Here is a 25,243-nt window from a genome sequence, read left to right as displayed (position 1 = left end):
CGCTCGCGTCGTGGTGGTGGCCGCTGCTCTCCGGCCGTCTGGTGTCGTGCTCCCGGACCGGGCGGGTCCGGGGCGGCACCGGCCGCGGCCGGCGCTGCCGGGACACGGGGCGGTGCCGGGTCGTGCTGCCCGCCGGCACGGGGCCGGCGGCACGGGCAGGGGTGACAGGACTTGAACCTGCAGCCTGCGGTTTTGGAGACCGCTGCTCTGCCAGTTGAGCTACACCCCTAGTGCCCGGGAGGGTGCCTCCCGGGCGGCCCCGGGACGGCCGGCCCGCCGGTCCGGCGCCGTCCCCAGGTGGTCCCGGGGCACGCCGGTGGCGGGGTCGATCGCCCCAGGGTTGCCAGTGTACGGGACCGCGGTACCGGTCCGTGACCGCGTTCCGGGACGTGCCCCCGACGGGTGCCGTGCCGGACCGGGAACTGACCGGCCCGCACCCGGGCGCCTCCGGCAGGATGGGCCCATGACCGCCGCCTCCCCCTCGGAGTCCGCTGCCCCCTCCCCGGCCGAGCGCCGCGTCTCACGGCGCATCGCGGCCATCACCGAGTCCGCGACGCTCGCGGTCGACGCGAAGGCCAAGGCGCTGAAGGCGGCGGGCAAGCCGGTCATCGGCTTCGGCGCCGGCGAGCCGGACTTCCCGACGCCGGACTACGTCGTCGAGGCCGCGGTCGCGGCCTGCCGGCAGCCGGCGATGCACCGCTACACCCCCGCCGGGGGCCTGCCGGCGCTCAAGGAGGCGATCGTCGCCAAGACCGCCCGCGACTCGGGGCTGACCGTCACGCCCGCGCAGGTGCTGGTGACCAACGGGGGCAAGCAGGCCGTCTACGAGGCCTTCGCCGCCATGCTCGACCCGGGCGACGAGGTGCTGGTGCCCGCGCCGTACTGGACCACCTACCCCGAGGCGATCCGGCTGGCCGGCGGCGTACCGGTGCCGGTGGTCGCCGACGAGGAGAGCGGCTACCTGGTGTCGGTGGAGCAGCTGGAGGCCGCCCGCACCGGGCGGACGAAGGTGCTGCTGTTCGTCTCCCCCTCCAACCCGACCGGCGCGGTGTACCCGCCCGACCAGGTCGAGGCCATCGGCCGCTGGGCGCTGGAGGCGGGCCTGTGGGTGCTCACCGACGAGATCTACGAGCACCTCACCTACGGCGGCGCGACGGCGCCGTCGATGCCCGTGGTGGTGCCCGAGCTCGCCGACCGGTGCGTCGTCGTCAACGGGGTGGCCAAGACCTACGCCATGACCGGCTGGCGGGTGGGCTGGATGGTGGGCCCGGCCGACGTCGTCAAGGCAGCCACCAACCTGCAGTCGCACGCGACGTCCAACGTGGCCAACGTGTCGCAGGCCGCCGCGGTGGCCGCGCTCACCGGCGACCTGTCGGCGGTCGACGAGATGCGCACGGCGTTCGACCGGCGCCGCAGGACCATCGTGTCGATGCTGCGGGAGATCCCCGGCGTCGCCTGCCCCGAGCCGCAGGGTGCCTTCTACGTCTACCCGTCGGTCAAGGCGCTGCTCGGCCGGCCCGTCAACGGGCGGACGGCGTCGTCGAGCGTCGAGCTCGCCGAGATCGTGCTGGAGGAGGCCGAGGTCGCCGTCGTCCCGGGCGAGGCGTTCGGCACCCCGGGCTACCTGCGGATGTCCTACGCGCTCGGCGACGACGACCTCGCCGAGGGCGTCGGCCGGCTGCAGCGGCTGCTCGGCTCGGCGGGCTAGCCGGGCACGTCCTCCTCGTCGAGGGCGCCGGCCGACACCAGCACGTCGAGGGCGGCCGGCAGGTCGGCGAGGGCGGCCGCGACGTCGTCGGGCGTGGCGATGCCCCACGCGTTGCGCTGCACGTAGCAGCGCAGGGCGGCGTCGAACGGTCCCGCGCCGGCGGCCTCCCGGGCGGCCAGCAGCGCCGCCCCGCCCTTGCCGTAGACGGCGTCGAAGTACTCGTCGGTGCCGGGGAACTCGTCCATCGCCGCCCCGACGTCGCCCGGGGCGGCGAGCGCCCGGTCCAGCGCCTCCCGCGACACCTGCCCGTCGACGCTCTCGGCGTAGGTGGCGAAGGCCTCGTCCAGCCACGGGTCGCGGAACTGCGAGCCGCCGACCATCCCGTAGAACCACATGTGCGCGACCTCGTGCTCGAGGACCGAGCGGTCGGCGCCGGCCATGAGGATCGAGCTGGGGTACTCGATGCCGCCGCCCTCGGCCGGGAGCAGCGGCACGGTGAGCGTGCCGTACGGGAAGGCGCCGAAGCGGTCGGCCAGCGCGGTGACGGCCTCGTCGGTCCAGTCGGCGAGCTCACCGGGACCGACGTCGGCGTCGGCGAGCACCCCGGTGGTGATCTCCACCCCGCCGGCCGTGGTCAGGGTGGCGGTGCGGAAGGGGCCGACGGCGACGCTGACGTCGCGGGCGACCGGCTCGCGCGAGGTCCAGGTGCGCCGGCCGTCAGCGGGCTGGGAGGGCGCCTCCTGCGCGCCGGTCATCAGCACGGTGAGGTCCTCGGGCACGTCGACGGTGACCGTGGTGTCGGCGACCGGACTCGTGGCGGTCTCGCCGAGGCCCTCGATGAAGGGGTCGCGCGCCCAGCCGACGCCGGGCTCCCACGCCAGCAGGGGGAAGCCGCTGGCCCACCAGGCGACGCCGTCGGCGGAGCCGAGGCGCTCGAAGCCGCCCTCGCCGAGGGACAGCGTGAAGTCCAGCGCCACCTCGGTGGAGTCGCCGGCCGCCAGCGCGTCGTCGAGCTGCAGCACGTAGAGGCCGCCACGCCCCTCGGCGCCGGCGTCCTCGTACCCCGCCTGGGCGACGTCGTCGCCGCGGACGTCGTCGACGGTGATCCGGTTGCCGAGCCCGGCCGCGGAGGGGCTGTTGGGGACCAGCCGGAAGACCAGCTCGTCGGTGCGCCCGTCGGGCGTGAAGACGACGGTCTCGGTGCCGGTGACCGTGCGCAGGTCGTCGGAGAGCCGGAACTCGAGGTCGACGACCGGGCGGTCGGGGTCGGGCTCGGCGCGCTCGGCCGGGCAGGACGCGTCGCCGCCGGCGTCGGCCGACGGCGTCGCCGGGGTCGCCGGGGTCTCCTCGACGGCGGCGGTCTCGCTGAACGAGGTGCACCCGGACAGCAGCAGGACGGCGGCGAGCGCCGCGCCCCGGGCCCGCGTGCCCGGACTCATGCCAGGGCGACGACCGCGCGGGCCAGCGAGAGCACCTTCTCGCCGCCGCTGGTGACCGTGAGGTCGACGCGCACCCGCCCGCCGTCGAGGACCTGGGCGACCCTCCCGCGCACGGTGACCTCGGCGCCGGTGTCGTCGTCGGGGACGACGACCGGCCGGCCGAAGCGCACCTGGTACTCGGCGAGCGCGGCCGGGTCGCCGGCCCACTCGGTGACCGCGCGGGCGGCCAGCCCCATGGTGAGCATCCCGTGCGCGATGACGCCGGGCAGGCCCACGCCGGTGGCCACGCGGTCGCTCCAGTGGATGGGGTTGAGGTCACCGGAGGCGCCGGCGTAGCGGACGAGGTCCGCGCGGGTCACCCGGTGCGTCTGCTCGGGCAGTTCGGTGCCGACGGCGACGTCGGCGGCGCGCACGCGGGCGGTCACGCCGTCCCCCGGGCCACGAGCATCGAGGTGGCGGTGCAGACGGCCTCGCCGTCCTCGGTGGCGACGTCGACCCGGGTGGTGAGCAGGTCGTTGCCGGCCACGCTGCGGACGGCCTCGATCGTCGTGGTGCTGACCAGCCGGTCCCCAGCGCGGATGGGGCGGTGGTGGGTGAAGCGCTGCTCGCCGTGCACCACGCGGCTGTAGTCGAGGGCGACGCCGGGGTCGGCGAGCACGACGTCGGCCGCGCCGAGGGTCACCACGATGGCGAAGGTGGGCGGGGCGACGACGTCGGGGTGGCCCAGCGCCCGGGCGGCGTCGGCGTCGGTGTGCGCCGGGTCGGTGGCCCCGACGGCGGCGGCGAACTCGGCGATCTTCGCGCGGCCGACCTCGTAGACGGCGGAGGGCGGGTAGCTGCGCCCGACCAGTCCTGCCTCCAGCGCCACTCCTGCCCTCCCTGCTCCGTCCGCGACCCGGGTCAGCGGGTCTCGCGGTGGACGGTGTGGCGCTTGTCCTTGGGGCAGTACTTCTTCAGCTCGAGCCGGTCGGGGTCGTTGCGCCGGTTCTTGCGGGTGATGTAGTTGCGGTTCTTGCACTCCTGGCAGGCCAGGGTGATCTTCGGACGGACGTCGGTGGCTGCCATGGAGGCTCTCCTAGCCTTGTGCGGACCGGCCCACCACGGGCCGGGAGACCGTGGCAGCGGGTGCCGACACGGCGACGGACCCCGGGGAGCCGGGGTCCGTCTGGAGTAGCGGTGACCGGACTTGAACCGGTGACACAGCGATTATGAGCCGCTTGCTCTACCAGGCTGAGCTACACCGCCGGGATGACCGCGCGGCCCGGTCTCGCGACTGGACCGGCTGGTCGGAGCCCCTTTACGGAATCGAACCGTAGACCTTCTCCTTACCATGGAGACGCTCTGCCGACTGAGCTAAAGGGGCGTGCTCGAAGAGCCGCTGAGGACTATACCCGACCCCTCCCGGCCTCCCCGCAGGGGCCCGACGCGAGCCGGTGACGCGCCGGAACGACCCTCCTGCAGGGACCCACTGCGAGCCGGTGACGTGCTGGAACGGCCTCCCGCAGGCCCCGCCGCGAGCGCGCGAGCGGTGGGGGGCAGGAGGGACCTCGCTCAGGCGCGGACGAACAGGCGGCGGTGCTGGGCCCCGGGGGCGGCCGACCGGACGCCGGTGCGCGCGAGGAGCCAGCTCTCCAGCCGCTCGTCGGGCAGCGGCCGGCTGACCAGGAAGCCCTGCAGCTTGTCGCAGCCCATCTCGGTGAGCAGCTTGCGGGTGAGCTCGTCCTCGACGCCCTCGGCGACGACGCGCAGGCCGAGGTTGTGCGCCAGCTCGATGATCGAGCGGGCGATGAACGATTCGCCCTGGCTGGTCGACATCCCCAGCACGAAGGACTTGTCGATCTTCACCTCGTCGATCGGCAGCTGGCGCAGCTGCGACAGCGACGAGTAACCGGTGCCGAAGTCGTCCATCGACAGCCGCAGGCCCAGCGCGTGCAGCTCGGCGAGGACCGTGCTCGACCGCACCGAGTCGTCGACGACGCTGCCCTCGGTCAGCTCGAGGATGAGCAGTTCGCCGGGGACGCCGTGGCGGCGCAGCGACCGCTGCACCCGTTCGACGAGGTCGGGCTCGGCCAGGCAGCGCGCCGAGAGGTTGACCGCGACGGACAGAGCGATGTCCTGGTCCAGCCACCGGCGGCAGCGGGCCAGCGCCAGGTCCAGCACGTGGTCGGTGAGGGGACCGATCCGGCCGATCTGCTCGGCGAGGTGGATGAACTCGTCGGGCGGGATGGCGCCGAAGCGCGGGTGCGCCCAGCGCACGAGGGTCTCGACCGAGACGATGTCGGAGGTCCGGGCGTCGATGATCGGCTGGAAGACCACGCTGATCTGCCCGTCGGCCATCGCCTGCTCGAGCTCGGTGCCCAGCTGCAGGCGGCGCAGGCTCTGCTGGTCGAGCACCTGGTGGTAGCTCGCGACGCCGTCGCTGTCGGAGGCGGCGAGCAGCGCGACGTCGGCGCGCTGCATGAGCGTGCCGGAGTCGGTGCCGTGCACGGGGGCCGCCGCCACGCCGATGGTGAGGGTGACCTCCAGGTCCAGGCCGGCCACCCGGGCCCGGGTGGACGTCGCCTCGCGCAGCCGCCGGGCGGCCCGCTCCGCGGCGGCCAGCGACAGGCCCGGCAGCAGGACGGCGAACTGCTCGCCCTCCATGCGGGCCACCAGGGCGTCGGGCGGCGCGTGCTCGCGCAGCAACCCGGCGGTGACCAGCAGGAGCTCGTCGGCCGCCGCGTGCCCGAGGGTGTCGATGACCTCGGTGTGGTTGTCCAGCGCGGCCAGCACCAGCCCGGCCCGCCCGCCGACCGGGTCGCCGGCCAGCAGCTGGTCGATCTCCACGGCCAGCCGCTGCCGGTTGGGCAGGCCGGTGAGCCGGTCGTGGTCGGCGTCGTAGCGGATCTGGGTCAGCAGCTGCTGCTGGCGGATCGCGGCGTTGACGTGGGTGAGCATCGAGTCCAGCGCCGAGCGGTCGCCCTCGCTGAACCACACGACGTCGCTGCGCCGGTCGCAGACCTCGAGGTAACCCGGTTCGCCGGCGGCGGTGGCCACGGGCGCGCCCAGGACCTCCTGGGCGCCGCGGCGGGTGAGGGCGGCGGCCTCCGCGGCGCTCGCCCGGCCCGCGGTGACCAGCACCGGCTCCGAGGAGCCGGGCGTCAGTGCCTGCTGGCGGACGACGTCCTCGGGGTCGGCCGGCCCGTCGTACCAGGAGACGCCGCCGTCACCGGCGACGACCAGTCGCGGGGCCTCGTCGAGGTAGGGCGGCAGCCACAGCGCGACCTTGTCTGCGTTGAGCAGCTCCCTGACCGCCTCGACCAGCCGCTGCGGGCCGTCCTCCTCCGAGGAGAGCTGCCCGACCCGGCGGGCGAAGGCGTAGACCCGCTCGACCCGCTCGCCCTCCTGCGTGACCCGGGCGAAGCGCCGGTAGAGCAGCGCGAGGGCCGTGAGCACCGGCAGGAGGAGCAGCCAGGCCCAGGCGGTGCTCTCGACGAGCAGCGCGCCGGCCAGGCCGATGATCACCGACAGCGGGTACACGACGACGACCGGCACGAACAGGCGCGCGAGCATGTCGCCGGCCAGCCGGCCCTGGGTGACGGTGATGGCGCCGACGACGATGAGGGTGCCGACGGCCGTGGCGGGGACGACCGCCGCGATGTAGCAGAGCCACGTGAGCGGCTCGTCGAGCGAGCCGACGGGCAGGACCCCGAGCAGGACCACCGCGACGCCGACCTGGATGACGTAGATGGCGACGTTGGTCAGCGTCTTCGCGAAGGAGATGTGGTCACGGACGCTGATCAGCCAGATGGCGCCGGCGTACACGAGGGCCGTCCAGGCGCCCCCCATCTCCACCAGGGAGACGACGAGGACGACCTCACCGACCGAGCAGGAGACGGTGTGCGACCGGAGCTCGACGGTGAGGGTAAGCGACTCGGCCACCAGGAAGGCCGGCACGACCCACAGCCCGATCGGCTCGACCGCCGTCGTCAGGAGGTGGTGGACGACCAGCAGCGCGATCACCGTCGTGCTCGCCGCCACGAGTGCCGGCCGACGGGACGATCGCACGGTGGCGCCGTCGTCGTGTGCGGCCACGGTCACCCGGTTCCTGGGGGCTGAGAGAGGGGAGGACTGCGGCCGCGAGGTTAACAGCCCCGGGGGTCTCCCCAGGCCCGTCGGAGCGGGCCCCCACCCGATGGGGGCAGCCGGCGTCGTGCCGGCCGCCCCGCGCCGGGCTGCGTCAGTTCCAGCGGCTGCCGCGGTTCCAGCGCGAGCCGCGGTTCCAACGGCTGCCGCGGTTCCAGCGCGAGCCGCGGGACTGGGTGGTGGACGTGGCGGTGCTCATGACGCCTCCTCAGGCTTGGACTTACAGACGCGAGTTGCGGCTGTCACCCGGGCGCGGGGGCAGAGCGTCGTTCGTGTACGGACCGCGCCGGGGACACTGCTGCCCCTCCCCCGGGCGAGGCAAGCACGCAGGATCACGATCGGGTGACGAGACGTAATGTCGTCACGCTGAGTGCCGAGCAATCAGCACATGGTCACCGAGACGGGTGAACGGTGTGTCGCGTGGGGCGGAGGCCCCTGGGGACCGGCCCCGTGCGTCAGGCTGAGGGGCCCTACGCTGCCCGCCGTGCAGGCAGTGTCCCCCGTGGTCGACTCCCCGGAGCGGGGCTCGGCGCTGCCGTTCGTGCTGGTCTGCTGGCTGGTCGCCGCGTTCATGGCACTGGGGGCGGTGGCGGCCTCCGACGCCTTCCTGGAGCAGCAGGACCTGCAGGCGGCGTGCGACGGCGCGGCGCTCGCCGCGGCCAACCGGGCCGACGAGGAGCGGGTCTACGCCGCGGGCGTGGGCACCTCGCTGCCCCTGACGCTCGAGACGGCACGGTCGGCTGTCGCCGACCACCTCGCCGACGGCGCCACCGCGGTCGACACGTGGTCGGCCGAGACCGACGGCTCCGAGGTGACCGTCCGCTGCGGCCGCTCGGTGGACATCGCCTTCGGCTGGCTGTTCCTCGGCGGCCGGCCGCTGCAGGTCGACGCCGTCGCCGGGGCACGCGCGCCGACACTCGGCTGACCCCCCGACGCGGAGCGGCCCCCGACCTGCCGGTCGGGGGCCGCTGTGCGTGGGTGTGGCGGGTGAAGGATTCGAACCTTCGTAGGCTAAGCCGACGGATTTACAGTCCGCTCCCATTGGCCACTCGGGCAACCCGCCGTCGTGCCACGGGAGAAGAGTACAAGACGGGCCGACGGAGGCCCGGAGGGTCCTGCCGCGGGCCACCCGCGCGGGAGACGAGGAGCAGACATGGCCGACGCGTCCTTCGACGTCGTGAGCAAGGTCGACCGCCAGGAGATCGACAACGCGCTCAACCAGGCGGGCAAGGAGCTCTCACAGCGGTTCGACTTCCGCGGCACCAACGCCCGCATCACCTGGGCGGGAGAGAACGGGGTCCTCCTCGAGGCCGACACCGAGGAGCGCGTCACCGCCGCCCTCGACGTCTTCAAGGACAAGCTGGTCAAGCGCGGCATCTCGCTCAAGGCGCTGGACGCCGACGAGCCGCAGGCCTCGGGCAAGGCCTACAAGCTGTCCGCGCGGATCAAGCAGGGCATCGAGTCCGACACCGCGAAGAAGATCGCGAAGCTGATCCGCGACGAGGGCCCCAAGGGCGTGCAGGCGCAGATCCAGGGCGACCAGCTGCGGGTCAGCGGCAAGAAGCGCGACGACCTGCAGGCGGTGCAGCAGCTGCTGCGCGGCGCGGACCTCGACGTCGCGCTGCAGTTCGACAACTACCGCTGATCCGGCGGACGACCGCGACTCAGCACGTCGGCACTGCGGCTCGGTCCGCACCGAGCCGCAGGAGCGCGCGTGTGCTGCAGGCGTTCAGCCGCCACGTCCTGCCGCAGCCGTCCGACTGGCCCCGCACACGCGCCTGTCACCGGGTACTGGACCTCGGCCGCCGCGGGCCAGGGTCCGTCGCCGGCACTCGCCGAGTTCCTCGACGGCGGAGCACCGCCGATCCACGTCGGCTTCGGGAGCATGCGGGGCCAGGACCCCACGGAGCAGGCACGACAGCCGCCGCGCTGCTCGCCGGACGGCCACGGGTGACCTGTCCCTCCACCGGCGACCAGCCGTTCTGGTCCGGGCGGATGCGGGCTCTCGGGGTCTCCCCGGACCCCGTCCCACAGCGGCGACCCACCGCCGGACGCCTCATCGAGGCAGTCGAGGCGACGGGATCGGACGCCTCGATGTCCCGCAGGGCCACCGAGCTCGGCGAGCTGGTGCGCTGCGAGGGCGGAACACACCGTGCAGTCGAACTCCTGCTCGAGCTCACCACCCACCAGCCCACGCACTCGGGCTGAGCGACCGGGACACCCGTCCCGGATGCGGTCGCGGCCGAGATCGTCCCGACGTCCCACCGCCCCTCGGAACGGTCGGGTGGGGTCCGCGGACGGCGCCGTGCCAGTGCGCGGAGCGGCAGCCGGAGACCACGTACCGGTTCGACCACCGCTGACCGTCCCGCGGTGCGCCGGATCCCCCTGGACGGGGGTACCCGGGCCGTCCGCGGTCTCCCTACCGTCCGGCCATGCCGGTACACCCGCAGGCCCGGGCCTTCCTCGACATGGTCGCCGACGCCCCTCCGCTGGACACCTGCACGGTGGAGGAGAACCGCGCCCAGCTCGCCGCCGTCGTCCCGCTGACCGGGGAGCCCGCCGCCCTGGCGGAGGTCCGGGACACCACCGTCCCCGGTCCGGCCGGCGACCTCCCCGTCCGCGTCTACCGCCCCACCGCCGACGACGGTCTGCCGGCCGTGGCGTACTTCCACGGCGGCGGCTGGGTGCTGGGCGACCTGGACACGCACGACACGACCTGCCGCGACCTCGCCCGGTACTCCGGGTCGGTGGTCGTGTCGGTCGACTACCGCCGGGCACCGGAGGCGCCGTTCCCCGCGGCGTTCGACGACTGCCTCGCCGTCACCCGCGCCCTGCTCGACGGCTCGGCAGGCCTCGGGACGGACAGCGCGCGGGTCGCCGTCGCCGGCGACAGCGCAGGGGGGAACCTGGCGGCCGGGATCGCCCAGGCGTTGCGCGGAGCCCGGCCGCCGCTGGCGCACCAGGTGCTGATCTACCCCCTGGTCGACGCCAGCACCGGGCGCACCGGGAGCTACGACACCTACGGGGACGGCCACTTCCTCACCCACCGCGACATCGACTGGTTCCTCACGGCCTACGGCGGCGACGCCGACCGGTCCGACCCGCGGCTGTCCCCGGCGGTGACCACGGACCTGGGCGGGCTCGCACCGGCGACGGTGGTCACCGCCGAGTGCGATCCCCCTCGTCGACGAGGGTGCCGCGTACGCCCGGGCACTGGCCGAGGCCGGCGTCCCGACCGAGTACGCGTGCTTCGCCGGGCAGGTGCACCCCTTCGTGCTGCTCGGTGGCCTCATCGACGACGCGCACGAGGCACGCCGGCTCATCGGCCGCCGTCTGGCGGAGTCCTTCGGCAGCGTCCCGGCCTCCCGCTGAGGGCCGGAGCCGTGAGCCGCCGGCAGCCCGGACCAGCGGTGACACCGGCCCGCCGGGCCGTGCTCGAGCAGGTCGCCGGGCGCGTGCCGGCCCGGAGCCCGGACGGGGTGCGGGTCGGCGTCGACGCGCCCCGGGTCGTCGGCGTGCGGTGACCGGTCGGGTCAGCCGGCCCGGACGTCGCCGCCGGGCTCCTGCGCCATCCGCTCCAGGCGGGCGATCCGCTCGGCCATCGGCGGGTGGGTGGCGAACAGCGCCGCCAGCCCGGTCGCCCGGCACGGCGCGACGATCATGAGGTGGCTCTGGGCGACCAGCCGGTCGTCGGCCGGCAGCGGGCGGGCCGCGGCGCCCTCGCCGATGCGGCGCAGCGCCGCCGCGAGGGCCAGCGGGTCGCCGGAGAGCCGGGCGCCGTCGGCGTCGGCCTCGTACTCGCGGCTGCGGCTGACCGCGAGCCGCACCAGGCCCGCGGCCAGCGGCCCGAGCAGGACCAGCAGCAGCGTGCCGACCAGCCCGCCGCCCTCCCGCTCCTCGGAGCGCCCGCCGAACAGGGCGCTGAACGTCGCCAGGTGCGCCAGGTAGGTGACGACCGCGGCCAGCGCGCCGGCGACCGAGCCGAGCAGGACGTCGCGGTTGTAGACGTGCGAGAGCTCGTGGGCGAGGACGGCGCGCAGCTGGCGGCGGTCGAGCAGCTCCAGGACGCCCTGCGTGCAGCAGACCGCGGCGCGCCGCGGTGTGCGGCCGGTGGCGAAGGCGTTGGGCTGGTCGGTGGGGCTGACGTAGAGCCGCGGCATCGGCTGCCGGGCTCGCGTCGCCAGCTCGCGGACCACCGCGTACAGACCCGGTGCCTGCGTCTCGGTGACGGGGAAGGCGCGCATGGCCCGCAGCGCCAGCCGGTCGGAGCGGTACCAGGCCCACCCGTTCACACCGAGGGCGACCACGAGCGCGACGAGCAGCCCGGTCCGCCCCCCGACGAGACCGCCGGCGGCGAGCACGAGGCCGGCCATCAGCCCCAGCAGGAGGGCGGTCCGCACCCCGTTGCCCCATCGCCGCACCCCCCGAGAACGGAACGACGGGGACCGCCGTTCCCCGCGTCCGGTTGCGATCCCTCTCACGGACGGCGCCGTCCGGAATGGGCGCCGCCCGTGCGGGGTTGGGCTGGTCGGGAACCCGCGATGCACCGGGCGTTCCGGCCGTCCTCGTGATCCGCCTCACGGGCCCGGCCGCGACACCGGCACGTAACCTCGGCCGCTGGAGGTAACACGCCTGATGACTGCTCTCGAACCGTCCACCTCGCCCGGCAGCTCGGCCCCCGGTGGGCTCGTCAAGAGCGTCGTCGAGCTCGACCGCGTCGTCATCCGGCTGGCGGGCGACTCCGGTGACGGCATGCAGCTGACCGGGAACCGCTTCACCAGCGAGACCGCGTCGTTCGGCAACGACCTGTCGACGCTGCCCAACTTCCCCGCCGAGATCCGCGCGCCGACGGGGACGCTGCCCGGCGTCAGCTCCTTCCAGCTGCACTTCGCCGACCACGACATCATGACGCCGGGCGACGCCCCGGACGTGCTGGTCGCCATGAACCCGGCCGCGCTCAAGGCCAACCTCACCGACCTGCCCGGCGGCGGCCTGGTGATCGTCGACAGCGACGAGTTCACGCCGCGCAATCTGGCGAAGGTCGGCTACGCGACCAGCCCGCTCGAGGACGGCTCGCTCGAGGGCTGGCAGGTCGTCCCGGTCCCGCTGACGAGCATGACGCTCGAGGCGCTCAAGGACTCCGGCCTCGGCAAGAAGGAGGCCGAGCGGAGCAAGAACATGTTCACCCTCGGCCTGCTCAGCTGGATGTACCACCGGCCCACCGAGGGCACCGTCCGCTTCCTCGAGCGGCAGTTCCGCCGCAAGCCCGACATCGCCGCGGCGAACATCGCCGCCTTCCGCGCCGGCTACAACTACGGCGAGACCACCGAGGCGTTCGCGGTCTCCTACGAGATCAAGCCGGCGCCGATGGCCCCGGGCCGCTACCGCAACATCTCCGGCAACCAGGCGCTGTCCCTCGGGCTGGTCGCCGCCGGGCAGCGCGCGGGCCTGCCGGTGTTCCTCGGCGCCTACCCGATCACCCCGGCGTCGGACATCCTCCACGAGCTGTCGCGGCACAAGTCCTTCGGCGTGCGCACCTTCCAGGCCGAGGACGAGATCGCCGGCATCGGCGCGGCGCTCGGCGCCTCGTTCGGCGGCGCGCTCGGCGTCACGACGACGTCGGGTCCCGGCGTCTCGCTCAAGTCGGAGACGATCGGCCTGGCCGTCATGACCGAGCTGCCCTTGGTGATCATCGACGTGCAGCGCGGCGGCCCCTCCACCGGCCTGCCCACCAAGACCGAGCAGTCGGACCTGCTGCAGGCGATGTTCGGCCGCAACGGCGAGGCACCGCTGCCGGTGATCGCCCCCCGCTCCCCCGGCGACTGCTTCGACGCGGCGCTGGAGGCGGCGCGGATCGCGCTCAAGTACCGCACCCCGGTCATGCTGCTGTCGGACGGCTACCTGGCCAACGGCGCCGAGCCGTGGCCCATCCCGTCGGTCGACGAGCTGCCCGACCTGCGGGTCGACTTCGCCACCGAGCCCAACGGCGCGGCCGCCGACGGGACGCCGGAGTTCCTCCCCTACCTGCGCGACCCCGAGACGCTGGCCCGCCCGTGGGCCGTCCCGGGCACCGCCGGCATGCAGCACCGCATCGGCGGGCTGGAGAAGGCCGACAAGAGCGGCAACATCTCCTACGACCCGGCCAACCACGACCTCATGACCCGGCTGCGGCAGGCCAAGGTCGACGGCATCGCCGCCGACATCCCGCCGACGGACGTCGACGACCCCGACGGCGACGCGCGGGTGGCGGTCATCGGCTGGGGCTCGACCTACGGGCCGATCGGCGCGGCCTGCCGGCGGATCCGCCGCTCGGGCCGCAAGGTCGCCCAGATCCACGTGCGGCACATCAGCCCGTTCCCGGCCGACCTCGGCGACGTCCTGCGCCGCTACGACCGGGTGGTGTGCCCCGAGATGAACCTCGGACAGCTCTCGCTGCTGCTGCGCGCCAAGTACCTCGTCGACGTCCAGAGCCACACCCAGGTGCGCGGGCTGCCCTTCCGGGCCGCCGAGCTCGCCGCGGTGGTCCAGGACGTCATCGACTCCACCTCTCCGACTGCCAGCACCGGAGGCACGAAGTGACCACCTCCCCGCACACGCACGACCTCGGCATGCCCGGGACGCCGATCGACGCCCGCATCCAGCAGGCCATCGCCGACTCCGTGGGCACCCAGGGCGAGAAGCAGACCGCCCTCAAGGCCAGGGACATGAAGACCGACCAGGAGGTGCGCTGGTGCCCCGGGTGCGGTGACTACGTCATCCTCAACGCGGTCCAGAGCTTCCTGCCCTCGCTCGGCATCGCCCGCGAGGACATGGTCATCGTCTCGGGCATCGGCTGCTCCTCGCGCTTCCCGTACTACATGAACACCTACGGGATGCACTCGATCCACGGCCGCGCCCCGGCCATCGCCACCGGCCTGGCCGCCTCCCGGCCGGACCTGTCGGTGTGGGTCGTGACGGGGGACGGCGACGCGCTGTCGATCGGCGGCAACCACCTGATCCACGCGCTGCGCCGCAACGTCGACATGACGATCCTGCTGTTCAACAACCGGATCTACGGGCTGACCAAGGGCCAGTACTCCCCCACGTCCGAGGTCGGCAAGGTCACCAAGTCCACGCCGATGGGCTCGCTGGACCACCCGTTCAACCCGGTCTCGCTGGCCATCGGCGCCGACGCGACGTTCGTCGGGCGGGCCATGGACTCCGACCGCAAGGGCCTCACCGAGGTGCTGCGGCAGGCGGCCGAGCACCAGGGCACCGCGCTGGTGGAGATCTACCAGAACTGCAACATCTTCAACGACGGCGCGTTCGACCTGCTGAAGGACTCCTCCACCGGGCCGATGTGGACGATCCCGCTGGTGCACGGCGAGCCGCTGGTGTTCGGCCCGGACGGCGCCGCCTGCGTGGTCCGGGACGAGGCCGGCGGGCTGCGGATCGCCGAGACCAACCAGGTCGGCGCGGCCGAGATCGTCGTGCACGACGCGACCCGCCAGGACCCGTCCTACGCGTTCGCGCTGTCGCGGCTGTCGAGCCAGGACCTGCGCTACACGCCGATGGGCGTGTTCCGCTCGGTGCAGAAGCCGACCTACGACCGGATGATGCTCGACCAGCTCGAGGAGGCCCGCACGCAGGGACCCGGCGACTTGGCGACCCTGCTGGCCGGCAACGACACCTGGACCGTGTCTGCCTGACGGTCATCGCACGGACGGCCCGCTCCCCCTGGGGGGCGGGCCGTCCGCGTCCCGGCCCCTCTGCAGCAGGTCCGCCAGCACGGGGAGGGCGCGGACGAGCTCGGCGCGCGAGGGGGCGGCGAAGCCGAGGACCAGGCCGGCGGCCGGCCGGTGCGGCCCGGGGCCGGCGAGGTGCCGGGCGAGGCCGTCGACGGCGAGGCCCCGCGCGGCCGCCCCGGCGACGACGGCCTCCTCGGTGTCCCGGTCGGACAGCGGCACGAAGACGTGCGCGCCGGCCGGGTCCCCGGCCACGTGCACGCCGTGCCGGGTCAGCTCCCCGGTCAGCACCGCGCGCCGCGCGGCGAGCTCCCGCCGCAGCCGCCGCAGGTGCCGGGACAGGTCCCCGGACCCGGCCAGCGCCGCCAGCACCCGCTGCCCGGCGCGCGCCGGCCGGGTGCCGGTCGCCGTCCGCCGGGCCAGCAGGTCCGCCCGCAGTGCCGGCGGTGCCACCAGCCAGCCGACGCCGAGGGTCGGGCTGACCGTCTTGCTGCTCGTGCCGAGGTGCACGACGACGTCCGGGGCGAGCGCGGCGAGCAGCGGCAGCGGGGCGACGTCGTAGCGCAGCTCGCCGTCGTAGTCGTCCTCGAGGACGAACCAGCCCTCGGCGCGCGCCCGGGCGACCAGCGCCATCCGCCGCGCCGCCGGCATCCGCCGCCCGAGCGGCCACTGGTGCGCGGGGGTGCAGTAGACGGCGGCCAGCCCGTCCGGGACGGCGTCGACGACCAGGCCGTCGTCGTCGACCGGGCAGGGCACCACCTCGACCCCGGCGGCGCGCAGCGCCCCGGCCGCCCGCTGGTAGCCGGGGTCCTCGACGCCGACCCGGCTGCCGGGCGGCAGGAGCCGGGCCACCTCGCCCACCGCCGCGGACGTGCCCGCGGTGGCCAGCACCGCGGTCGGGTCGACCGGCAGTCCCCGGTGCCGCAGCAGGTGCCCGGTGACGGCGGCCCGGAACGCGGGGTCGCCCGCGGGGTCGGGGCGGGCGTCGGGCGGGGCGTCGCCGGCGGCCCGCCACGCCCGTCGCCACGCGGCCCGGTCGAGCACCTCGAGGCAGGGCGAGCCCGCTCGCAGGTCGACCACCGCCGGGGGCTCGGCGGGGACCTCGGGAGCGGCGGTGGCCGGCACGCTCCCGGAGGGAGCGGCGCCGACGACGAAGGTGCCCGCGCCGCGGCGGCCGGCGGCCCAGCCCTCGGCGACCAGCTGGTCGTAGGCGGCGGCGGTGACGGTCCGGCTCACCCGCAGGGCCGTGGCGAGCTCACGGGTGGAGGGCAGCCGGTCGCCGGGGCGCAGGGAGCCGCCGGCCGCCGCGGCACGCAGGGCGTCGGCGAGCTGCGTGGCCAGCGGGCGGGCGGACCCGCGCTCGAGCACGACGGGCGGCACGTCCACGCGGGTCCTCCTCCAGTGGCCTGGTGGAACGGCAGCGTACTGGCCCTTCCGGGAGGCCACTGCAGCCCGGAGGCTGGCGACGTGACCGCCGCACCGCCGCTCTCCCCCACCGACCGCAGCACCGTCCGCCGGGGCGCCCAGCGCGCCCGCACCGACCGGGGCGAGCTGTACGCCGTCCTCGACGCCGGCCTCGTCGGCCACCTCGGTGTCGTCCTCGACGGCGCGCCCGTGGTGCTGCCCACCGGGTACGGGCGGCGGGGCGACACCCTCTACCTGCACGGCTCCACCGGTGCGGCCACGCTGCGGGCCGCGGCGGCCGAGGCGCCGGTCTGCTTCACCGTCACGCACGTCGACGGCCTCGTGTACGCCCGCTCGGCGTTCCACCACTCGATGAACTACCGCTGCGCCGTCGTGCACGGTGCGGCCCGCGTGGTGACCGACCCGGCCGAGCGGCTGCTCGGGCTGGAGGTGCTCACCGAGCACCTGGCGCCGGGCTCCTGGACGGCCACCCGGCAGCCGGACCGCCGGGAGCTGGCGGCGACGGCGCTGCTCACGCTCGACCTCGCCGAGGCCAGCGTCAAGGTGCGCACCGGCCCGCCCGTCGACGACGAGCGCGACCTGGCCGCGCCGGTGTGGGCCGGGGTGCTGCCGGTGCGGACCGTCGTCGGCGAGCCGGTACCCGACCCGCTGCTGGACCCGGCCGTCCCGGTGCCCGGCCGGGTGTCGGGCCGGCGGCTCGGCTGAGCTACCGGGCCGTCAGCAGCCACCCGTGCACGGCGGCCGCCGTCTGGTCGGGGGTCTCCGCGGTGGAGTCGTGGTGGAGGTCGGCCGGCGTGGCACGCACCCACGCGTCGAAGGTGCGCACCGCGTCGAGCAGGCCGCGCCCGGGGCCCTCCCAGAGGGCGTAGGCGCCCGAGCGCCGTGCCCGCTCGCGCGCCGCGACCGCCTCGGGCGACGGGACGAGGGCGACGGTCAGGAGGCGGAGCGGGGCGACCGCGGCGCGCACGACGGCGACCGCCTCGCCGTACACGTTGTCGGCCACGACGGTGGTGAAGCCCGCCTCGGCGTAGACCCGGGCCGCCAGGCCCAGCGCGCGGTAGCGCAGGTGCAGCTGCTCGAGCGCCTCGGCGGTCGGCTGCTCGCCGACGTCCGCGCGGCCGGAGACCACCGCCTGCCAGAACGTGTCCCCGTCGAGGAAGACGCCCCGCGACGCCCGCGCGGCCACCGCACGCCCGACCGTGGACTTCCCCGAGGCCTGGGCGCCGGTCACCAGCAGGACCGTGGCCTGGGGAGGCACGCCGGCCGACTCCGCCACGTCGTCGCCTACCCGGCCGGCGTCACACGGAGCAGGCGGTCGTCGCCCTCGCCGTTGTCGGTGGTCAGGTAGAGCGCGCCGTCCGCGCCGAGCACCGGTGAGCGCACCCGGCCGTAGGTGTCCTCCAGCTCGGGCAGGCGGAACTGCTCGACCAGCCGGCCGGCGTCGTCGAGGCGCAGGGCCAGCACGCCGGTGTCCTTCTGCACGCCGACGAGCAGCACGCCGTCGTAGGCGCCCCACTGCGGGCCGCTGAGGAAGTCCGCGCCGCTGGTGGCGATGGTCGGGTCCCCGGAGGACCAGACGGCCGGGACGGCGCCGGGCAGCTCCGGGTCGGTCATCGGGACGCTCTCGTCGTAGCGGCCGCCGGAGCCGTCGGGGTCCCAGCCGTAGTTGGCCCCCGGCACCGACAGGTTGACCTCGTCGTCGCGGTCGGGGCCCTGCTCGACGGTGAGGACCTGCCCGCTGCCCGGCCGGACGGCGAGGCCCTGCACGTTGCGGTGCCCGTAGGACAGCAGCAGGCGGGTGACCGGGTCGGGGTCGTCGGCGAAGGGGTTGCCGTCGGCGGGGTCACCGGTGACCGGGTCGATGCGCAGGACCTTGCCGGCGAGCGTGCCGAGGTCCTGCGGGGTGCTGCCGACGGCGTTGTCGCCGGTGCCGACCAGCAGCGCGCCGGTGGGGTCGAAGCGCACCCGGCAGCCGCCGTGCCGGCCGGTGGACTCGTTGACCGGGATGTCGCCGAGCAGCGGGTCGGCGACCCGGGTGGCCCGCGTCCAGCCCTCGTCCACGGTCCAGGTGATCACCTGGATCTCCGCGCCGCCGTCCTCCTCGACGCCCTGGCAGGTGTAGAACCGGCGGTCCTCGGCGAAGGCCGGGCTCAGGGTCAGGCCCATCAGCCCGGTCTCCCCGTCGGCGAAGAGGTCGGAGAGGTCGGCGTCGAGCTCGCGGGCGGTGCCGTCGGGCAGCACCGCGGTCAGCCGTCCGCCGCGCTCGTCGACCAGCAGCGTGCCGTCGGGGGCGCGGGCGACGTCCCAGGGGTGGTCCAGCCCATCGAGGACGGTGTCCACCTGCAGCGCGGGTGCGGCCGGGGTGGTGGGGGCGGCGCCGTCCGGGGCTGCGGTGGCCTTGTCCTCCTGCCGCCCGGGCAGGTCCCCGCCGGAGCCGGAGCCGGAGCCGCAGCCGGCCAGCAGGAGGACGGCGGCCAGGACGGCCCCCGTGCAGGATCCCGCCGTGAGCCTGCGAACGGTGGGGGGCACGGGGGGTCCTTCGTCTAGCTGGTGCGGGTGACCACGTAGTCGCACAGCGCCGACAGGGCCTCGCGGACCTCGCCGGCAGGCACCCCGGACAGCGACGCGCGCGCCCGGTCGGCGTACTCGCGCAGCACCTCGCCGGCCCGCTCGAGGGCCACGGAGGCGCGCAGCAGCGCCAGCGCCTCGGCGTGCTCGCCGTCGTCGGACAGCGGGCGGGAGACCAGCTCGCGCAGCCGCACGTCAGCGGGGTCGTCACCGGCGAGGGCGATCAGCGCCGGCAGGGTGGCGATGCCCTCGCGCAGGTCGGTGCCCGGCGACTTGCCCGAGGCACCGTCGGTCACGATGTCGAGCAGGTCGTCGGAGAGCTGGAACGCGACGCCGACCTCCTCGCCGAAGCGGGTCAGCGCCTCGACGAGCCCCGGCTCGACGCCGGCGAACCGGGCGCCGAAGCGGGCCGAGGTGGCCACCAGGGAGCCGGTCTTGTCGGCCAGCACCTCGAGGTAGTGGGCCACGCGGTCCTCGCCGTCGCGGGCCCCGACGGTCTCGCGGATCTGGCCGGTGACCAGCCGCTCGAAGGTGCGCGCCTGGATCCGGACGGCCTCCGGCCCGAGGTCGGCGAGGATGTCGGAGGCGCGGGCGAAGAGCAGGTCACCGGTCAGGATGGCCACGCTGTTGGTCCAGCGGCTGTTGGCGCTCTGGGCGCCACGGCGCACCGCGGCCTCGTCCATGACGTCGTCGTGGTAGAGCGTGGCCAGGTGGGTCAGCTCGCAGACGACGGCGGCCTGCACGACCTCCGGCGCCCCGGCGTCGCCGAGGTGGGCGGCCAGCAGCGCCAGCATCGGCCGGAACCGCTTCCCGCCGGCGGCCATGAGGTGACCGGCGGCCTCGGAGACGAACGGGTGCTCGCTCGTCACCGCCGCGGCCAGCGCCTCCTCGACGCGGCCGAGACCCTCGCTCATGGAGTCGCCGAGGTCTCCCGACGGCAGCCACGGGCCCATCGTGGAGGCGGGGGTCGCGATGCGGTGCCAGACCTCGACCGGGGCGGCCCCGTCGACTGCGGCACGGGATCCGGTCATCAACCGACGAAGATAGCCGCCCGATCGGCCAGACCGAGCACCGCCCCGGGGACGACGCCCAGCACGAGGGTGGCCGCGGCGGTGACCGCGAGGACGATCGTCGTCGGCAGCCCGGGGACGCCGACGGTCGGGCCGTCGGCGGCGGGCTCGGAGAAGTACATGAGCACGATGACCCGCAGGTAGAAGAAGGCCGCCACCGCGCTGGCCAGCAACGCCACCAGCGCGAGCGGCCAGGCGCCGTCCTCGATGGCCGCCCGGAACACGGCGAACTTGCCGGTGAAGCCGCTGGTGAGCGGGATCCCGGCGAGCGCGAGCAGGAAGAGGCTCATCACCGCGGCCGTCAGCGGGGAGCGCTGGGACAGCCCGGCCCACTGCGACAGGTGGGTCGCCTCCCCGTCGCCGCTGCGCACGAGGGTGAGGACGGCGAACGCGCCGAGCGTCGTCAGCCCGTAGGCGAGCAGGTAGAACATCACCGCCGGCAGGCCCGTCCCGGCCGGGTCGCCGGAGCCCGGGAAGCCGAGGACGCCGGTGAGCAGGAAGCCGGCGTGGGCCACCGACGAGTAGGCGAGCATCCGCTTGAGGTCGGTCTGGGTGAGCCCGAGGACCGCGCCGACGACCATCGAGACGATCGCGACGCCGTAGACCAGCGGCCGCCACGTCCACTCCTCGGTGCCGAAGGCGACGTAGAGCAGCCGCAGGATCGCGCCGAAGGCCGCGACCTTGGTGCAGGCGGCCATGAACGCGGTCACCGGCGTGGGCGCGCCCTGGTACACGTCGGGCGTCCAGGTGTGGAAGGGCGCGACGCTGGCCTTGAACAGCAGACCCACGATCAGCAGTGCCAGCCCGAGCACCAGGAGCGTGTCGGTCTCGCCGGCCGCGACCGCCTCGCGCACGGCGCCCAGCTGCACGCTGCCGGTGGCGCCGTAGACCAGCGCCAGGCCGTACAGGAAGAACGCCGACGCGAACGACCCGAGGAGGAAGTACTTGACCGCCGCCTCCTGCGACAGCAGCCGCCGCCGGCGGGCCAGTCCGCTGATGAGGTACAGCGGGAGGCTGAGCACCTCGAGCGCCACGAACATGATCAGCAGGTCGTTGGCGGTGACGAACAGCATCATCCCGCCGATGGCGAAGGTGGCCAGCGGGTAGACCTCGGTCTGCACCCGCTGCACGGTGAGCAGCTCGCGGTCGCGGACGCTGCCGGCCGGCACGGCGGCGGAGACGACGAAGGCCGACCGGGCGGGGTCGAGGTTGCGCTCGGCGAACAGCAGGAGCGACAGCGCGCCGAGCCCGGCGATCGTGGCCTGCAGGAACAGCCCGGCACCGTCGACGGCCAGCGCGCCGCCGGCGGTGACCTCGCGGGTGCCGGCAAGCAGCAGCGTGGCGACCAGCCCGCCGACGGTGCCGACCAGCGCGACGGCGACCTGTACCGGGTGGCGGGAGTCGCGCGGGCCGAACGCCTCCACCAGGACGCCGATGCACGCGGCGCCGAAGACGAACAGCAGCGGCGCGAGCGCGGCCAGCGACAGGTCGGGTGCCTCGATGGGCATCAGTCGGTCCCCTCCGTCGAGCCGGGTGTGGTGGCGGGGGTGGTGCCGGCCGGGTCGGCGCCGACGTCGCTCATGGTCGCGGCGACGGCGGGCTCGATCAGCCGGATCAGCGGCTGCGGGTAGACGCCGAGCCCGATGACCAGGGCGACCAGCGGCGCGACGACGACGAGCTCGCGCCGGGACAGGTCGCGCAGCCGCGAGGCCGGGCGGGCGGGGGCCTCGTGGGTGAGCGTGGCGGTGGCGGTGCCACCGCTCGCCGCCCCTGGGCCACCGCCGGTCGTGGCCGACGCCGCCGTCGCCCCGTGCCGGGTCGTCCCGTCGGTGCCCGTCGTGCCTCCGACCGCGCCGTCGGCGGGGAACAGCACGCCGCGCGGCGGGCCGTGCATGGTGCGTTGGTAGAGCAGCAGGACGTAGAGCGCGGCCAGGATGATCCCGGCGGTGGCCAGGACGGTGAACACCGGCCGGGTCGGGAACGAGCCGATGAGCACGAGGAACTCGCTGACGAAGCTGTTGGTGCCCGGCAGCGCCAGCGAGGCCAGCCCCGCGATCAGGAAGACCCCGGCCAGCTTCGGCGCGTGGGCGGCGACCCCGCCGTAGTCGCCGACCAGCCGCGAGCCACCGCGGGCGATGAGCATCCCGACGACGATGAACAGCAGGCCGGTCGCGATGCCGTGGTTGACCATGTACAGCACCGCGCCGGTGCCGGCCTCGGTGGTGAAGGCGAAGACGCCGAGGGCGATGAAGCCGAAGTGCGCGATCGAGGTGTAGCTGACCAGCCGCTTCATGTCGGTCTGGCCCATCGCCAGGAGCGCGGCGTAGAGGACGCCGGCGACGGCGAGCACGAGCACCAGCGGCGCGAACTCCCGCGACGCGTCCGGGAACAGCGGCAGGCAGTAGCGCAGGAAGCCGAACGTGCCGACCTTGTCCAGGACGCCGACCAGCAGCACCGCACCGCCGATGGGGGCCTCGGCACCGGCGTCGGGCAGCCAGGTGTGCAGCGGCACCAGCGGCGCCTTGATCGCGAAGGCGACGAAGAATCCGAGGAAGAGCAGGCGCTGCACGTCGGGGTCGATGTCGAGCTGGCGCAGCGACTCGAAGGCGAACGTCCCCTCCCCCGCCGACGCGCTGACCACGTACAGCCCGATGACCGCGGCGAGCATGACCAGCCCGCCCAGCAGGCTGTAGAGGAAGAACTTGACCGCCGCGTACTGCCGGCGCGGGCCGCCGAAGCTGCCCACGATGAAGTACATCGGGACGAGCATCGCCTCGAAGAAGACGTAGAAGAGGAAGACGTCGGTGGCGGCGAAGACGCCGACCATGCACGCCTCGAGCAGCAGCAGCCAGGCGAAGAACGTGCGCATCGACCTGTTCGCCGGCGCGCGGTCCTCCCACGAGGCGAGCACCACCACCGGCACCAGGACGCCGACCAGCAGCAGCATGACCAGCGCGATGCCGTCGACGCCGAGGGCGAAGTCGACGCCGAACCCGGGGATCCACGGCACCGAGCTGGTCAGCTGGAACCGGTCACCGCCGGTGTCGAAGGCGACGGTGGCCAGCACCGCCAGCAGCAGCACGACCAGGCTCACGCCCAGGGCCACCACGCGGGCGGTGTCGGTGCGCTCCCGGGGGAGGGCGGCGACCACCGCGGCGCCCACGGCGGGCACCGCGACCATCGCCACGAGGAGCAGGGAGTCGCTCACGCCGTCGTCCTCTCCTGGTGCCTCGTCGCGGTGCTGGTCCTGGTGCTCGTCTGCGGGGCCCGGCTCACCCGGCCGTCACCGCCAGCAGCGCCCCGGCGATGACGACCGCACCGCCGAGCATCCCGAGGGCGTAGGAGCGCACGAAGCCGGTCTGCACCCGGCCCAGCCGCGACGACGACCCGCCGAGCGTGGCGGCCAGGCCGTTGACCGCGCCGTCGACCCCCCGGTTGTCCAGCCACACCAGCGCGCGGGTGAGCCACTGGCCCGGCCGCATGAACAGCGACTCGTTGACCGCGTCGGCGTAGAGCGCCCGGCGGGCCGCGTGGACCACCGGCGAGACGCGGGCCGGCGCCACCTCGGGCACCTCGCGCCGGCCGACGAACAGCCATGCGGCGAGCACGCCGAGGGCCGCGACGGCGGTGACGACGAGGCCGACCACGGCCGGCGCGACGACGTGCTCGGCCTCCGCCGGCTCGCCGAACACCGGCTCCAGCCAGCCCTGCAGCGGGAAGACCTGCACCAGCAGGAACCCCGCGGCCACCGAGCCGACGGCGAGCACGACCATCGGCGCGGTCATGACCGACGGGGACTCGTGCGGGTGGACGCCGTCCGTCCAGCGCGGCCGGCCGAAGAACGTCATGATCATCAGCCGCGTCATGTAGAAGGCGGTCAGCCCGGCCCCGAGGACGGCGACCCCGCCGAGCAGCCAGCCCGACCAGCCGCCGCGGTCCAGCGCCGCCTCGATGATGGCGTCCTTGGTCCAGTAACCGGACAGGAACGGGAACCCGATCAGCGCGAGGTAGCCGAGCCCGAAGGTGGCGAAGGTGACCGGCAGCTTCCGCGCCAGCCCGCCGAAGCGGCGCATGTCGACCTGGTCGTCCATCGCGTGCATGACCGACCCGGCGCCCAGGAACAGCCCGGCCTTGAAGAAGCCGTGGGTGAGCAGGTGGGCGATGGCCGCGGCGTAACCGACCGGGCCGAGGCCCACGGCGAGGAACATGTAGCCGATCTGGCTGACCGTGGAGTAGGCCAGCACCTTCTTGATGTCGTCGTACGCGCAGCCCACGATCGCGCCGTAGAGCAGCGTGATCGCGCCGACGGCGAGCACCACCGCGCGGGCGGTCGGGGTGAGGTCGTAGATCGGCGCGGAGCGGGCGATGAGGTAGACGCCCGCGGTGACCATCGTCGCGGCGTGGATGAGCGCCGAGACCGGCGTCGGGCCCTCCATGGCGTCCGGCAGCCACGCCTGCAGCGGGAACTGGCCGGACTTGCCGCACGCCCCGAGCAGCAGGAGCAGGCCCAGCGCCGTGAGCGTGCCGCCGGCCAGGGCCCCCACGCCGCCGAAGACACCCTCGTAGGACACGGTCCCGAGCTGGGCGAACATGACGAAGATCGCCAGCGCCAGGCCGACGTCGCCGACCCGGTTCATCACGAAGGCCTTCTTCGCGGCGGTGGCCGCGGCCGGGCGCTCGTGCCAGAAGGCGATGAGCAGGTAGGAGGCCAGGCCCACGCCCTCCCACCCGACGTAGAGGGCCACGTAGTTGTCGCCGAGGACGAGCAGCAGCATCGCCGCGACGAACAGGTTGAGGTAGGCGAAGAACCGGCGGCGGCGCGGGTCGTGCGCCATGTAGCCGATCGAGTAGACGTGGATCAGCCCGCCGACGCCGGTGATGAGCAGCATGAACGTCGCCGACAGCGGGTCGACGAGCAGCCCCGCGGTGATCTCCAGGGACCCGGCGGAGACGAAGGTGAACAGCTCGGCGTCGACCGCCCGCTCCTCCAGCCCGGCCAGCTGCAGGGTGGCCAGCAGGGCGAGGACGAAGGCGACGGCGACGGTGGCCGTCCCTAGCAGGTGGCCCCAGCGGTCGGTGCGCCGGCCGCCCAGCAGGAGCACCGCGGCGCCGAGCAGCGGCAGCGCGATCACCAGCCAGGTGGCGGACAGCAGGCCCTCGGCCGCGACGGTGTCCATGGGTGTG

20 protein-coding genes and 4 tRNA genes are annotated in these 25,243 nt (G+C 74.6%); 7 read left to right on the top strand and 17 right to left on the bottom strand.

What is annotated here, in order from left to right; translation table 11 throughout:
- Nucleotides 1-156 precede the first annotated feature (156 nt).
- Nucleotides 157-229, bottom strand: a tRNA-Trp gene (locus tag BM165_RS09525).
- A 234-nt stretch (nucleotides 230-463) separates the two neighbouring features.
- On the opposite strand from BM165_RS09525, the gene BM165_RS09520 reads away from it, so the two are divergent.
- The gene (locus BM165_RS09520; RefSeq protein ID WP_075013292.1) at nucleotides 464-1,708 is read left to right on the top strand and encodes a pyridoxal phosphate-dependent aminotransferase; all 1,245 of its coding nucleotides are present in this window, start codon (nucleotides 464-466) and stop codon (nucleotides 1,706-1,708) included.
- Here the strand turns inward: BM165_RS09520 and BM165_RS09515 are convergent.
- The 7 genes from BM165_RS09515 to BM165_RS09485 form a co-directional block, all read right to left on the bottom strand.
- Nucleotides 1,705-3,147 (bottom strand): M1 family aminopeptidase, encoded by a 1,443-nt coding sequence (locus BM165_RS09515; RefSeq protein WP_075013291.1) that lies wholly within the window; start codon nucleotides 3,145-3,147, stop codon nucleotides 1,705-1,707. The two genes, BM165_RS09520 and BM165_RS09515, sit on opposite strands and share 4 nt — an antisense overlap.
- The gene (locus BM165_RS09510; RefSeq protein WP_075013290.1) at nucleotides 3,144-3,572 is read right to left on the bottom strand and encodes a MaoC family dehydratase; all 429 of its coding nucleotides are present in this window, start codon (nucleotides 3,570-3,572) and stop codon (nucleotides 3,144-3,146) included. The genes BM165_RS09515 and BM165_RS09510 overlap by 4 nt, the downstream gene beginning before the upstream one ends.
- Complete coding sequence (locus BM165_RS09505; protein ID WP_075013289.1) at nucleotides 3,569-4,015, bottom strand: FAS1-like dehydratase domain-containing protein; 447 nt, start codon at nucleotides 4,013-4,015, stop codon at nucleotides 3,569-3,571. Before BM165_RS09505 ends, BM165_RS09510 begins: the two co-directional genes overlap by 4 nt.
- 32 nt (nucleotides 4,016-4,047) lie before the next feature.
- Nucleotides 4,048-4,212 carry a 50S ribosomal protein L33 gene (gene rpmG, locus BM165_RS09500; RefSeq protein WP_073421301.1) on the bottom strand — a complete coding sequence of 55 codons (165 nt, stop codon included), beginning with the start codon at nucleotides 4,210-4,212 and terminating at the stop codon, nucleotides 4,048-4,050.
- A gap of 106 nt (nucleotides 4,213-4,318) precedes the next feature.
- Nucleotides 4,319-4,392, bottom strand: a tRNA-Met gene (locus BM165_RS09495).
- Nucleotides 4,393-4,437: 45 nt separating this feature from the next.
- A tRNA-Thr gene (locus BM165_RS09490) sits at nucleotides 4,438-4,510 on the bottom strand.
- Nucleotides 4,511-4,698: 188 nt separating this feature from the next.
- Complete coding sequence (locus BM165_RS09485) at nucleotides 4,699-7,227, bottom strand: putative bifunctional diguanylate cyclase/phosphodiesterase (protein ID WP_083427212.1); 2,529 nt, start codon at nucleotides 7,225-7,227, stop codon at nucleotides 4,699-4,701.
- 529 nt (nucleotides 7,228-7,756) lie between these two features.
- Between BM165_RS09485 and BM165_RS09480 the strand changes: the two genes are divergently transcribed.
- Complete coding sequence (locus BM165_RS09480; protein ID WP_075013288.1) at nucleotides 7,757-8,197, top strand: pilus assembly protein TadG-related protein; 441 nt, start codon at nucleotides 7,757-7,759, stop codon at nucleotides 8,195-8,197.
- 56 nt (nucleotides 8,198-8,253) lie between these two features.
- Here BM165_RS09480 and BM165_RS09475 read toward each other — a convergent pair.
- Nucleotides 8,254-8,335, bottom strand: a tRNA-Tyr gene (locus BM165_RS09475).
- A gap of 90 nt (nucleotides 8,336-8,425) precedes the next feature.
- On the opposite strand from BM165_RS09475, the gene BM165_RS09470 reads away from it, so the two are divergent.
- Both BM165_RS09470 and BM165_RS09460 read left to right on the top strand, forming a co-directional pair.
- Nucleotides 8,426-8,917 (top strand): YajQ family cyclic di-GMP-binding protein, encoded by a 492-nt coding sequence (locus tag BM165_RS09470; protein ID WP_075013287.1) that lies wholly within the window; start codon nucleotides 8,426-8,428, stop codon nucleotides 8,915-8,917.
- A gap of 787 nt (nucleotides 8,918-9,704) precedes the next feature.
- The gene (locus BM165_RS09460; RefSeq protein ID WP_208976701.1) at nucleotides 9,705-10,796 is read left to right on the top strand and encodes an alpha/beta hydrolase; all 1,092 of its coding nucleotides are present in this window, start codon (nucleotides 9,705-9,707) and stop codon (nucleotides 10,794-10,796) included.
- Between the two features lie 9 nt (nucleotides 10,797-10,805).
- On the opposite strand, the gene htpX is transcribed toward BM165_RS09460, so the two are convergent.
- A complete protein-coding gene (gene htpX / locus BM165_RS09455) occupies nucleotides 10,806-11,693 on the bottom strand; it encodes a zinc metalloprotease HtpX (protein ID WP_075013285.1) in 888 nt (295 codons plus the stop codon).
- Nucleotides 11,694-11,907: 214 nt separating this feature from the next.
- On the opposite strand from htpX, the gene BM165_RS09450 reads away from it, so the two are divergent.
- Nucleotides 11,908-13,851 (top strand): 2-oxoacid:acceptor oxidoreductase subunit alpha, encoded by a 1,944-nt coding sequence (locus BM165_RS09450; protein WP_075013284.1) that lies wholly within the window; start codon nucleotides 11,908-11,910, stop codon nucleotides 13,849-13,851.
- Nucleotides 13,848-14,960: a 2-oxoacid:ferredoxin oxidoreductase subunit beta gene (locus tag BM165_RS09445; RefSeq protein ID WP_177225161.1), complete on the top strand. Its 1,113-nt coding sequence runs from the start codon at nucleotides 13,848-13,850 to the stop codon at nucleotides 14,958-14,960. The genes BM165_RS09450 and BM165_RS09445 overlap by 4 nt, the downstream gene beginning before the upstream one ends.
- Nucleotides 14,961-14,963: 3 nt before the next feature.
- On the opposite strand, the gene BM165_RS09440 is transcribed toward BM165_RS09445, so the two are convergent.
- Nucleotides 14,964-16,382: a MocR-like pyridoxine biosynthesis transcription factor PdxR gene (locus tag BM165_RS09440; protein WP_075013283.1), complete on the bottom strand. Its 1,419-nt coding sequence runs from the start codon at nucleotides 16,380-16,382 to the stop codon at nucleotides 14,964-14,966.
- Between the two features lie 81 nt (nucleotides 16,383-16,463).
- Here BM165_RS09440 and BM165_RS09435 point away from each other — a divergent pair, with 81 nt between their 5' ends.
- Entirely contained in the window at nucleotides 16,464-17,126 is a 663-nt protein-coding gene (locus BM165_RS09435) for a pyridoxamine 5'-phosphate oxidase family protein (protein ID WP_075013282.1), read from the top strand.
- A 1-nt stretch (nucleotide 17,127) separates the two neighbouring features.
- Here BM165_RS09435 and BM165_RS09430 read toward each other — a convergent pair whose 3' ends face one another.
- The 6 genes from BM165_RS09430 to nuoL all read right to left on the bottom strand — a co-directional run bounded on the left by BM165_RS09430 (nucleotide 17,128) and on the right by nuoL (nucleotide 25,236).
- Nucleotides 17,128-17,697 (bottom strand): phosphotransferase-like protein, encoded by a 570-nt coding sequence (locus tag BM165_RS09430; RefSeq protein ID WP_083427210.1) that lies wholly within the window; start codon nucleotides 17,695-17,697, stop codon nucleotides 17,128-17,130.
- 8 nt (nucleotides 17,698-17,705) lie between these two features.
- Complete coding sequence (locus BM165_RS09425) at nucleotides 17,706-18,950, bottom strand: PQQ-dependent sugar dehydrogenase (protein WP_083427209.1); 1,245 nt, start codon at nucleotides 18,948-18,950, stop codon at nucleotides 17,706-17,708.
- A 14-nt stretch (nucleotides 18,951-18,964) separates the two neighbouring features.
- The gene (locus BM165_RS09420; RefSeq protein ID WP_075013281.1) at nucleotides 18,965-20,020 is read right to left on the bottom strand and encodes a polyprenyl synthetase family protein; all 1,056 of its coding nucleotides are present in this window, start codon (nucleotides 20,018-20,020) and stop codon (nucleotides 18,965-18,967) included.
- Nucleotides 20,020-21,567: an NADH-quinone oxidoreductase subunit NuoN gene (nuoN, locus tag BM165_RS09415; protein WP_075013280.1), complete on the bottom strand. Its 1,548-nt coding sequence runs from the start codon at nucleotides 21,565-21,567 to the stop codon at nucleotides 20,020-20,022. Before nuoN ends, BM165_RS09420 begins: the two co-directional genes overlap by 1 nt.
- On the bottom strand, nucleotides 21,567-23,267 hold the full coding sequence (locus tag BM165_RS09410) for an NADH-quinone oxidoreductase subunit M (protein ID WP_075013279.1): 1,701 nt from the start codon (nucleotides 23,265-23,267) through the stop codon (nucleotides 21,567-21,569). The genes nuoN and BM165_RS09410 overlap by 1 nt, the downstream gene beginning before the upstream one ends.
- 64 nt (nucleotides 23,268-23,331) lie before the next feature.
- Nucleotides 23,332-25,236: an NADH-quinone oxidoreductase subunit L gene (gene nuoL / locus BM165_RS09405; RefSeq protein WP_208976700.1), complete on the bottom strand. Its 1,905-nt coding sequence runs from the start codon at nucleotides 25,234-25,236 to the stop codon at nucleotides 23,332-23,334.
- Nucleotides 25,237-25,243: the final 7 nt, after the last annotated feature.

It is taken from the genome of Geodermatophilus obscurus (assembly GCF_900115395.1).
In the GTDB taxonomy this organism is placed as follows: domain Bacteria; phylum Actinomycetota; class Actinomycetes; order Mycobacteriales; family Geodermatophilaceae; genus Geodermatophilus; species Geodermatophilus obscurus_B.
Note: the sequence above shows the minus strand (reverse complement) of the source record. Positions and strands in the feature narration are given on the sequence as shown.